The 11,386-nt window shown below is 45.7% G+C and carries 6 protein-coding genes; 2 read left to right on the top strand and 4 right to left on the bottom strand.

The window, feature by feature from the left end; translation table 11 throughout:
• Positions 1 to 134 precede the first annotated feature (134 nt).
• Positions 135 to 914, top strand: coding sequence for an ABC transporter ATP-binding protein (locus QUA70_RS17100; RefSeq protein ID WP_333334594.1), 780 nt, complete (start codon positions 135 to 137; stop codon positions 912 to 914).
• A gap of 237 nt (positions 915 to 1,151) precedes the next feature.
• Here QUA70_RS17100 and QUA70_RS17095 read toward each other — a convergent pair whose 3' ends face one another.
• A complete protein-coding gene (locus QUA70_RS17095; protein ID WP_333334592.1) occupies positions 1,152 to 1,994 on the bottom strand; it encodes a PEP-CTERM sorting domain-containing protein in 843 nt (280 codons plus the stop codon).
• Positions 1,995 to 2,311: 317 nt separating this feature from the next.
• On the opposite strand from QUA70_RS17095, the gene QUA70_RS17090 reads away from it, so the two are divergent.
• Complete coding sequence (locus QUA70_RS17090; RefSeq protein ID WP_041623339.1) at positions 2,312 to 3,019, top strand: ABC transporter ATP-binding protein; 708 nt, start codon at positions 2,312 to 2,314, stop codon at positions 3,017 to 3,019.
• Between the two features lie 180 nt (positions 3,020 to 3,199).
• On the opposite strand, the gene QUA70_RS17085 is transcribed toward QUA70_RS17090, so the two are convergent.
• The 3 genes from QUA70_RS17085 to QUA70_RS17075 all read right to left on the bottom strand — a co-directional run bounded on the left by QUA70_RS17085 (position 3,200) and on the right by QUA70_RS17075 (position 10,657).
• Positions 3,200 to 8,692 carry a response regulator gene (locus QUA70_RS17085; RefSeq protein ID WP_333348846.1) on the bottom strand — a complete coding sequence of 1,831 codons (5,493 nt, stop codon included), beginning with the start codon at positions 8,690 to 8,692 and terminating at the stop codon, positions 3,200 to 3,202.
• Positions 8,693 to 8,783: 91 nt separating this feature from the next.
• Positions 8,784 to 8,999 carry a hypothetical protein gene (locus QUA70_RS17080; RefSeq protein WP_333334588.1) on the bottom strand — a complete coding sequence of 72 codons (216 nt, stop codon included), beginning with the start codon at positions 8,997 to 8,999 and terminating at the stop codon, positions 8,784 to 8,786.
• A 242-nt stretch (positions 9,000 to 9,241) separates the two neighbouring features.
• On the bottom strand, positions 9,242 to 10,657 hold the full coding sequence (locus tag QUA70_RS17075) for a hypothetical protein (protein ID WP_333334586.1): 1,416 nt from the start codon (positions 10,655 to 10,657) through the stop codon (positions 9,242 to 9,244).
• Positions 10,658 to 11,386 lie beyond the last annotated feature (729 nt).

Below are 11,386 nucleotides of genomic sequence, written 5' to 3'. Positions count from 1 at the left end.
CCGATCCCCAAATCTTTCCGTGTGGTAACGAGCATCCCACCACAGCCAAGCTGACGCACTTTAACAGAGCGGATTTGGTATTATATAGAATCCGAGCTATAACAGCTTAACTAATATTAGGAAACACAACCAAAATGTCATTATTAGAAGCACAGCAACTTACCATGCGATTCGGCGGTTTGACTGCGGTCAACCAGGTTAGTTTAACTTTGGAAAAAGGAGCGATCGCTAGTTTGATAGGGCCCAACGGTGCCGGAAAAACCACATTTTTTAATATGCTTACGGGCATCTATAAACCGAGTGGGGGGCAGTTGGTACTTGAAAATAAAAATATTACCGGTTTACCGCCCGATCGCCTGACAACTTTCGGCATTGCTAGAACTTTTCAAAATATCCGCTTGTTTAACAACATGACTGTGCTGGATAATGTGTTAGTAGGTAGACACTGCCGATTAAAAACAGGTTTGTTGGGTGCAGTTCTCCGCCCTCCGGCTGTGATTTTAGAAGAACGGAAAGCTAAGAAAAAAGCCTTGAGTATGCTGGATTTTGTCGGTTTAGGTGCTTCTAAAGCGCCGGAGTTGGCAAAAAACCTTTCCTACGGCGACCAGCGGAGATTGGAAATTGCGAGGGCCTTGGCTTCCGATCCCAAAGTGCTGCTTTTGGACGAACCAACTGCGGGGATGAACCCGAACGAAACGGCTGATTTAACTCGCTTTATTTACCGGATTCGCGATGAGTTGGATTTGAGTATTTTGCTGATTGAACATGATATGAAGGTGGTGATGGGAATTAGCGATCGCGTTAGTGTTATGGAGTACGGTACTAAAATTGCGGAGGGTACTCCGGCAGAAGTTCGCGCCGATCCTCGCGTGATTGAGGCATATTTGGGAAAAGAAGAAGATGGACATGGATAATGGGTATTGTGTGCCGACATATAAGTGAGGTGGGCAGTGTTATCCTCGGAAGAAGCGATATAATGTTCAGCCAATTAACCCAATAAAATTAGGGGCGGGTTTCACCAACAGTCTGTCATTCAAACAGATAATATTTATCAACCCGCCCACGGCGACAGCATTTTATAACGAGCAATTCAACGGAAACGATATGAGGTGCGCCTTGCACACCCTACGGATTAACATTCGGGGTTTTTCCTAAACTTTTGATTTGACTTCCGACTTTGTTTTCTTGTGTTTTCTCTGCCTGACAAACAATCCTAAAAATATTGCAGTACCTAATACTGTGCTCGGTTCTGGAACTGCTTCTGCTTCTGCTTCTGTCTTTGCCATATTGTTCTTAACTTCTACTAACCTTAAGTTAGTGGCGCTGTTGAATGTGCGCGAATATACCCCAGAAGTATACAGGAGGCTAGCTGCTGCATTTTCTTGAGCCAGAAAATTAAAGTTAATTTGTGTGGGTTTAAAGCTGTTGCTAACGAAGGCATTTGCAGAAAAGCCACTAGAAGAGTCTAAACCGATGGCCAAGTGAAAAGAGTCTAACAAAATGTTAGTAACAGTGTTAATCACCAAGAAAGATATACTGCCCTTCGCCCTGGCGCGTTCGGATTGGGGGTTGTCAACTGATGTTAAAAGAGCTAAAAATGTCTGAAAAGTGAAGGAAAAAGTTTCTTCGGCATCAATGAAGAAGTCGCCGATAACTGCTGCTTGGCTTTGGGCTAAACCGGAATAGTTATGCCCGCTGCCTATGACTCCACTTTGCGAGAGATTGGCTGCCAGCAATTCGTGACAGTTAGATATAAAAACTGCATCAGCGTTCGCTTCGCTAATAACTGAACCGGTGTTAGCTATTGTCTGAGCGTAAGTGTTAGTAACTGTACCTGTGTCACTCGGTGTGTGACTGAAGTTGTCAATGGTTACCGCTGCCGCAGAACCGGCTATTGTGGCAGCATTGCTGGGTGCTATACCTACACTCAAGCTGGTTACTAAAGGAGTTGCTAATAAAAATGCGATCGCTCCGGTACTGTGATTGAATTTCATGGTGAATCTCCTTAAATTTGAAAATTTTTAAGTGCGGTTATTGGTAATTTGTAGCGCTTGGTGGCGCTTACGTATTAATACTACCTACTTACTTAGAGATTTTTGTAAAGCTACTGTCAAGAAATCTGGTGTTTAAGTAAAAATTCTGTAAAGTTGGTCGCCACAGCTACTAAAAATACATTGTATGGGAGCTAGGGCTGGTGTTGACCTAAGTAAAATTACTGATTACTCTAAAAAAAGTTAATTTTAAATAAATGCAATAAAAATTTATAATTAGTCTGGATAATATAATAAAGCACAAAGCAGAAAGAGTAATTATGTTGGAAATTAAAGACATTCACACTTACTACGGAAATATCCACGCTCTCAAAGGAGTATCGCTAACAGTCTCGCAGGGAGAAGTTGTGACATTAATCGGCAGCAACGGGGCGGGGAAAACGACCACTCTCCGCACGATTCAAGGACTGCTTCGCCCGCGCCAAGGCACTGTATTATTTGAGGGAAAGCCTTTAGAAGCACTATCTACAGAGGCGATCGTCCGTTTGGGGATTTCTCAAAGTCCCGAAGGGCGGCTGATTTTTCCGCGAATGACGGTGCAAGAAAACCTAGAAATGGGTGCTTATCTCCGCAACGATACTCTCGGTATCAAGTCCGATATGGAAAAAGCATTAAATTTATTTCCTCGTTTGCGAGAAAGAATTAGTCAAAAAGGGGGAACTCTCAGCGGCGGCGAACAGCAAATGTTGGCGATCGCCCGCGCTTTGATGTCGCGCCCCCGCTTGTTATTATTGGACGAGCCGAGTATGGGATTGGCACCGATGTTAGTCAGTCAAATTTTTGCGATCGTCCGCGATATTAATGCTGAAGGAACAACTATTTTACTGGTGGAACAAAACGCCCGCATGGCTTTAAGTGTAGCCCATCGCGGCTATGTTATCCAAACTGGTCAGGTTGTAGTCGCTGGTAGTGCTAGCGATTTGCAGTCAAATGAAACTGTTCGCAAAGCATATTTAGGTGAAAGTTAAATATGGGCATTGGGCATTGGGCATTGGGCATTGGTTATTGAAACTGACAACTAACAACCAAAAACCAACAAATAACAAATAATATCGTTTCCGGTTGCATCGGTATTGTTCAAACAGTCAACAGTCAACAGTCAACAGTCAACAATTCCGGAGGAGTGCAACCGGAATTGATATAACAAATTACCCCATTTGCGATCGCAACTTCCCCGTTTCCAATTCCGTCTCAAAAGCCACCCGCACCTTTTCCCACTCCGCTTGGGCTTCCAACAGGCGATCGCGCGCCGTACTCACATCAAAAACCTGTTCCCCTCCAGACTCAACCGCCACGCGACCCATATACTCCAACTCCTTGCAAACAGCAGAAAAAGACACCGCTCCTAAATTGGCGCTGCTCGACTTCAGCGTGTGAGAAGCCAGCTTCAAACTATCAGCATCGCCCAGAAAAATAGCCTCCTTAATAGTTTCTAAATGTTGCGGTGCGTCTACCAAATATATTTTAATCAGCTCCCCCAAAAAATCTGGGTCTTCATCATCATCTAGCTCGCGGAGATTTTGCAAAATATGAAAATCAATCGGCGAATCTGCTCCCGCTTGAACGCTCGAAGATGCCGCCGTATCACTGTCAACTTGATCAGAAATATCTTGATTTTTTTGCTCAGTAACCGCATCCAATTCATCCCGAATCAGAGGTGAACACTTGCTCAAGGCGATCGCCAACTCTTCCCGGCGTACCGGCTTAGTAATATAATCGTCCATACCTGCTTCCAGACACTTTTCGCGATCGCCCTGCATCGCATTAGCAGTCATCGCAATAATTCTCGGCTTCTTGTTAGCAGGCCATTCCTGACAAATGCGGCGCGTCGCTTCCAACCCATCCATGTTCGGCATCTGCACATCCATCAGCACAACATCGTAAGATTGCCGCTTCAGCGCCTCCAAAACCTCCAACCCATTAGCTGCAATATCAGCCCGATATCCTATCCTGTCGAGTAAATGTGTAGCGACTTTTTGATTCACCACATTGTCCTCAGCCAGCAAAATCCGAATCTGACTAGAATTAGCTGCATCCTGTCCGGCAGAATTCGCCGCAACCTGCCTCAAAACAGCAGGCGTCCGCTGCACGCGGTGCTGTTCTTGAGAATTTTCAAAATACTTCAATCCCGAAGTCAAAGTCACCACATTTGAAACTTCTCCCCTGCCGCTTCGACCAGTAACATATCCAAAAACTTGCAGCAACACATTATAAAACTGGGACTGTTTTAAAGGCTTAGTTAAAAAAGCCGAAAAATGTACTTCTGTAGTTTCAAGTTTTTTCCAAACTTCCGCCTTACTTAAATAAGTAAACAGCACCAAAGGTAGCGCTATTTTGCGAGAGTTTTTAACGATGACATTCGGATTTAGACCGTCGCCGCCGGACAAATTGCTCAGCTCAAATTTCCGAATCTCCACAGCCAAAGCCACACCGTCCATATCTGGTAGATTCATCGCCAAAATAGCTAAATCGAGCGGCGAGTTTCCTTTGATGATTTCCAAAGCCTCAGCACCCGAAGTTACAGCCACGGGTATCATTCCCCAAGACTCTGCCTGCCGGATCAAAACTTGCCGGTTAATGGCATGATGCTCAACAATTAACAAGCGCTTACCAGCGGCAAATTCCGGCCTTTTTTCCTCAACCTGGATGTCATTGGCTTCAGCAGTCACCGTGAAATAAAAAATCGAACCCGAACCCGATATCGACGGCGAAGTGAAGTCTGCCGGCGACCTTCCAGCGATACTTTGTCCGATCGCAGAAACTCCCGGTTGAGACTTAGAACTTCCCGGAGTAACCTGGCTGACAACCCACATTGTACCGCCCATCATATCGCTCAAACGCTGGCTGATAGCCAGTCCCAAACCCGTCCCGCCGTAATGTCGCGTTGTCGAAGCATCCACCTGCGAAAAAGCTTTAAACAGGCGATCCATCCGGTCTGGCGGAATGCCAATTCCCGTATCTTGGACAGCAAATTGAATCTCGTATTGTCTGCTACGTGCCAACTCTCCTTGGTTAATTGCTAGCGGTTGTGGCGCTAGAATATTAATTTTATCTGGCGAACTATTGGCAGCTACCTGTTCAATTTGCCTAGCCGTACAGCACACCACAATTTCTCCAGATTCTGTAAACTTAACTGCATTTCCCAGCAGATTTACCAAAATTTGGCGCAGCCTCGTGACATCTCCTAAGATGTTTTTCGGAACAGAATCATCAATAAAGTAAGCCAGCTCTAAACCTTTTTCTGAGGCTCTAGGAGCCAGTAATTCCAGAGATTCTTCAATACAGTTTTGCAGCTCGAAGGGGCTGCGTTCCAAATCCAATTTTCCAGATTCAATCTTGGAAAAGTCGAGAATATCGTTAATAATAGTCAGCAAAGCATCGCCGCTGGTACGAATTGTCTCCACAAAATCCCGCTGTTCAGGAGTTAGTTCCATATCCAGCAGCAAGCCCGTCATCCCGATTACCGCATTCATCGGAGTGCGGATTTCGTGACTCATAGTCGCTAAAAATTCGCTCTTAGCTCTATTAGCAACTTCCGCCGCTTGTCGGGCTTGATCCAAAGCTTCATTTTGCTCGGCTAACTGTCGCTGTCGCTGAACTTCCGTTTCTAAAAGTTGTGCTTGAGCTAAGGTAATGCCAACTTGAGCGGCAACATCTTCTAATAGTTCAATTTCGTCGGGATTCCACTGGCGAGTTGCATCGCACTGGTGCAAAGTAATAATTCCATTCGGTTCTCCTTGATAGGAAGTGCGAACAGCCAACATAGATTTTAATCCGATGCGGCGGCACATCGGCCCCGAAGATTCAAGCAAAGGATCGGCAAACACATCGGGAGATGCCAGGGCGATATCTTCAGCGAGGAGTTTTTCTGTGTAGGGGTTATAAGTGACAGAAAGTTCTAAATCTAAAGCTGATTCGTGACCTGGTTCTAAGTATTCCGCGACGCAAGGAAGGTGGGGATAAGGTTCGGAAAGATAGGTGTGAATTGTACAGCGATTGACACCAAATACGCGGCCGATTTGGGTGGCGGTAGTTTGAAAAATTTCTTGAGTATCTAAGGTCGATCGCACTTTTTGGGTAATTTGTTTGAGTAGTAAAACGCGCTGGTACTGACGTTGCAGAGTTCGCTCTCGCTCTTCGCGGGCAATTTCTGCGCCGATGTAATTGCCCATCAACTTTAAAATTTCAAAATTCAGCGGTTTAAAAGGAGATTTAGTCGTGCGGGAAGTAAAGCTCAAAGTGCCAAAAATTCGCCCTTGCACTATTACCCTCATCCCCACAAAAGCCTCCAACTTGCGGACGCTGTAAGCGGGGTGGTTGCGCCACTGAGTAGTGCCGGCTGATTCGACAGAAATAGGTTCACTCGATCGCAAAACCTCTCGCTCAAAGGTTCTGCTCAAAGCAAAACCGTCTCCTTTAGCAAATCCAAAGGGAAAATCTTCCGGTACATAAGCCGAAATCACTTCGTAGCGATCGCCCAAAACCCTGCCCAACAGCCCGATATCCATCCCAAACTGACTGCAACCCATTGCCAGCAACCGCATCGTTCGATCGTCAAAAGAGCCTTCCGAGGTCACCATTACCTCGTAGAGCGATCGAATTGCCCGCTCACTTTCCCGCAGTTCCTCAACTCCTTCGAGGCGGTTGCACACATCGTGCAAAGTCCCGAAAATTCCCGCTATTTCGCCTTGGGAATTCTGCCGTACTTGGGCAAATATTTCAACGGAAACAAAGCCGGAATCACTGTGAATTCCCAAGGAGTTTTTCCCCGAAACCGACTTGGACTTAAATCGCAGTTCTCGCCGTTCAAATTCCGATTTTCCGGACAGCAAAGACTCCAATAAATTTGCACATTGCTCGCGTTCATCTGGATGCACCCAATCTAAAAAATTAGTTTGCAAACTTTCGGAAACCGAAAAATTGGTAATTTCCGTCCAAGCGTGGTTAAGAAATGTCCAAACTCTCGCCACATCTATCTGGAAAATTACTGTTGCTTTCAAAGAGTCAAATAGTTGGAACTGCTCCCGATCGCGATCGCGGTTTTTGACTTCAAACTGCTTGTTTGGAGTAATATCGGTATGAGTTCCTACTACCCGCAGCGGTTTGCCAGTAGCGCTGCGTAAAACTTGACCCCGGTTCAGCACCCAGACAGTGCTGCCGTCTTTACAGTACATCCGATATTCTGCTGCAAAATCCGGTGTTTTTTGGGCAAAGTGTTCTTCTAAAGCTGCCTTTACCAAGTCAATATCATCTCGGTGGATGCGACTCCACCATTCCGATCGGCGATTCGAGATTTCCCCTTCTTGGTAGCCCAGCATTTCTTGCCACCGGGCCGAATAAAAAAACTCATCTGTTTCGAGGTTCCAATCCCAAATCCCCGGATTGTTGACTGCGGCGGGGACATTTTGGCGCTCTACAAAACTGTTTTGAGAAATTTCAGCACCGAGGTGGCGATTGGCTGCCGGAAGCTGTATTTCTGCTGAGAGTTTTTTGTATTGAGCGTTGCTAGATTCTAGCTGGCGCTGCAAAGCGATCAAGCCAGAATGCAGAGATTTTGAATCCAGCGCTTGTAAAAGGATAGTTTTAGGATTGATAATCCCGATCGGGTGATTTGTTTCGTTGATGACTAATAAAGGCAACTGGCAGTAGTGTTTTTGCAGCAGCGCGACGGCTGCTTCGAGGGTAGAGTGCGATCGCACCAGCGGTGGCGAACTGCTGCAAATTAATCCCGCTTTAATTTTGTTAGAGTCTCTTCCCAGTGCTTGCAACTGCACAATATCCCGCGAACTTACCACCCCAACCAGTTTGTGAAGGTTGGGATTTGTAAATTTGGAGTTGTGAGCCGCACCAGTCGAGTGTTGATCGGGGGTTTCAGTGATTAATACATAACTAACATTATGTCTAAACATCAGTTGCGCCAAATAGCGAACCGAAGAATTAGAAGGAGCGTGAATTATTCGTGAGGCTGCGATTTGAGGGATTTGATAAAGTTTAATTAAACTTGCAGGTAGCTCTAATTTCTGATTCACAATTGGCAGCGGCGGAGGGAACGCGAAAGCCGCAGGTGGCGAAGCGCTGCTAATTGCTTTTGGTGTCGATTCCCCAATTCCCTGCAACATTTGCACCAAGCTTTGAGAGCTAATTAAACCGACAAGTTCTTCAGTGTCGCTGACGACGGGCAAATGGCTGATCTGATTTTTCTCCAGCAGATTTGCTAAGGCAAAAAAGTCGGGAATTTCCGATTCTCGGGCTACAGTTACGCTTCTGATCATGATTTGCTCGATCGCAAATCCCCTCAAAGCAGCGCCGATCGAATTTAGCTGTACGATATCTCGCGCTGTAAAAATCCCCAGCACTGTCTGGCCGCCCGCATAGGGAGCTTTTGAGCCGTTGAGACGCAGCCCGTTGCCTCCTGCGTGTACCGCACGCGGTACGCCGTTGTAGAAACCCGACTGTTCCCGCGATTGTGGGGAAGTCCCGTTCGTGGGATTTCCCAGTTGAGAATTCCCGCGCGGTTCTACCACGAGGACGTAACTGGCTCCTGTGCTGCTCATCAGCTCGATCGCCTTTTCTACGGGCGTCTCAGGGGTGACAGTGAGGGGATTGCGGTTGATGACCTGACTGAGGGAGGGAATAAACATCAGGGGGCATAAAAGTGATATTTGTTGGAAAAACCCGATCGCAAGCAGCAGATTGATTGAGAGGCTTTGTCCGCGAGATTTCCAAGCGCGCTCAAAGTTTCTGTACGATTAAACTCACGCCTACTTCCAGCATCTTGGCATTTAAAATTAATTCCGTGCCATATCCTGATAATTGACAGCTTCTGACTTTCAGAACCAATGCTATCTGCCAGATGGCCCAGATGAAGGCGGGCGAGTAATTCCTCGCCTCGCCTAACTGCTGCGGGTTTACGAGCAAGAATTTTTGCCATTGTCTAGACTGCACCATACTTTCTGCCCCTCAACGGAACTCTCGCTCGCATTCTGTTTGAGGCAAGATACCTATAGGCTACCAATTTACCAGCGACAGGAGGGGAATCACAATAGGACGACTTAGGTATGGCAACTGTGCAATTAGGGGTTCGAGGGTTCCAGGGTTCCAGGGTTCCAGGGCCAAACAGGCAGAAAATAAATAATTCTGAGCATAACTAATTCTATCTTATCCCAATTATGGCCCAGAGGATTTGAGCTTCAATTCTCGCGATCGAACTTGATGAGAATAGCGCTGTTCCCCGCCAGTGCAAAACTAGCATTTCCGCCCTTGGGCCTTAAGTTACCAACAACCTCATCCATTTTTTTAGAACTAAACTCCCGCACCGTGCCATTACCAGTTTTTATCAGAGCCGAAATATCAGCATTAACAGTGTAAGATGTTGCTCGGTCATTGACAACCAGCAAGTAAACATTCTTGCTAGCATCAAGAGTTGCAACTGCCATTAAATCCGAACTGTTAGTGATAGGAAAAAAGGTAGGTTTCCCGCCCTGCAAAGCCCTAATTCCCATCCGCAAAGCATAGTAGCCCGCGCGCCGTTTTCCCCCATCCCCTAGCAAACCTTCCGCCAGTCCCAGCTTTCCCCAGTCGTACAAACAGAATATGTGACTGCCGTCAATATAATTATCCCCCGGTTGGGAACCTCGAATCAAATTCTTAATCAAATTTAAAGCTAAAGATAAATCGCCGTAGCTAATCTCGTAACTTCCCCATTCTCCTACCCAAAGCTGCGAGTTAGCGCGGACAGTACCGTTCATCCAGCCGCGCACTTTGCGGGTGTAGTTAGAAATATCTGCATCGTAGTTGTGGACATTGACTGTATCGAAATAATTCGGTATTTCCTGCAAAGCACTAGCAGGCCAATTGCTGCCACCTATGGTTTTCGGGCCGTGGATGCAGTAAGTGCGATCGGGCAAATAAGTTTTATAAACAAAGTCGATCGCATCTTTTGCCACCTTAACCAATTCAAAATAGTCAGCCCTAGTCCCGCCCCAACCCTGATCGCGATTGTCCGGTTCGTTGTGAATTTCCCAATCATCAACGCGGTAATCATTGCGAACATTCAGCCAATAAACCGTAGCAAAAATGTGTTCCCACCACTCGTTCCAATCTTCTCCTGTGCGCGGCGGATTCAGTTGCAGCGCCCAACTCGGATTCCAGCTATTATCAACATTCCGAATACTCACCACCGGGCGAATATTTGCTTGTTTGAGACTATTAAAAATAGTTTTGGCATTGCCTTGCCAAACCGTACCGGGTTGTCCCGACCACCAATAATCGCTACCCTGGGGCGGATGAGTCATAATCTGATCCCAATGGACCCAATTAATTATATTTGGATTTGTCTTAATTTCGTCAATAGATGGCCAACCGTATTTACCGTCGTCGTCTTCGGGTTCCCACCGGGACATCCCGCCGTAAATGCGGTAGGTATTAATTCCCAAATCTTGCAAATCTTTGATGTCGAAATTGATATTGCCCTCGACTGCACCGATGTAGCGAGTGCTGACACCCGCAGCAGTACCGGAAATTTTAATTGTTTCGATGTTTTGAGCAAAAATTGTCGTTCCGCTGAACAACTCTAGGCTGAGGGCAATTAAAAGGCCTAGAAACAAGTTCAGAATTCTATTTTTTGATAACACGTGATTATTAACTACTAATTTAGGTTATTTTATGCCCGAGGTAAAGAGACCCCTCGCTAATCTAACTCGACGGGCGATCGAGTTTGTTAGCTGTTGTAATAAAAAAGCATTAACTATACCAATTTCAATAATTAATACATAAAGTAAAATAGCACGGGTAGCAGTCAAAAGTGAAGGTTCACCTCGAACAACCACAGTAAAATATTTGGGTATAAGAATTAACCCTATAAATTGCGTTAAATATCTGGCGGGGTGACAACGCCGCCGGAAACCCAGACAGCGCTCATATTTGATCGACTTGTGTTAAAAAAAGATAGGTCAAACTAAAGTTACACTCGGCCTATCAAAATATATGTTACCTAAATTTTATCAGACTCACTTTCAAAGACAACTATCCCGCTGTCAGTTTTTAGTTCTAGAAATAGTGCTTAACCTCCAGCCCTGTCAAGGTAGGTCTTAAAATCTCTCTAATAGTCTAGGGATTGGGAATTCAGGCTTGAGGCTTTAAAAATTTTTACTCTATTAACCAGCCCTGTCAAGGTGGTGAATAAGACCCTCAAACCCTTGAAATATCGAAGGCTGCGATCGTTAAATCTTCTTCTTTTAACAGGTGATTAAGAATAAACTAGTACAGCATGGCGGAAATAAAGTACCTATTTTATGGGAGACTGGGGCTAAGTGAGATAAATTGCACTCAGAACA

It is taken from the genome of Microcoleus sp. LAD1_D5, assembly GCF_036702115.1.
Lineage (GTDB): Bacteria > Cyanobacteriota > Cyanobacteriia > Cyanobacteriales > Microcoleaceae > Microcoleus.
Note: the sequence above shows the minus strand (reverse complement) of the source record. Positions and strands in the feature narration are given on the sequence as shown.

Bases quoted from the DNA above. Each gene is read 5' to 3' on its own strand.
- QUA70_RS17100 (WP_333334594.1), top strand. From the start codon at position 135: ATGTCATTATTAGAAGCACAGCAACTTACCATGCGATTCGGCGGTTTG.
- QUA70_RS17095 (WP_333334592.1), bottom strand. From the start codon at position 1,994: ATGAAATTCAATCACAGTACCGGAGCGATCGCATTTTTATTAGCAACT.
- QUA70_RS17090 (WP_041623339.1), top strand. From the start codon at position 2,312: ATGTTGGAAATTAAAGACATTCACACTTACTACGGAAATATCCACGCT.
- QUA70_RS17085 (WP_333348846.1), bottom strand. From the start codon at position 8,692: ATGTTTATTCCCTCCCTCAGTCAGGTCATCAACCGCAATCCCCTCACT.
- QUA70_RS17080 (WP_333334588.1), bottom strand. From the start codon at position 8,999: ATGGTGCAGTCTAGACAATGGCAAAAATTCTTGCTCGTAAACCCGCAG.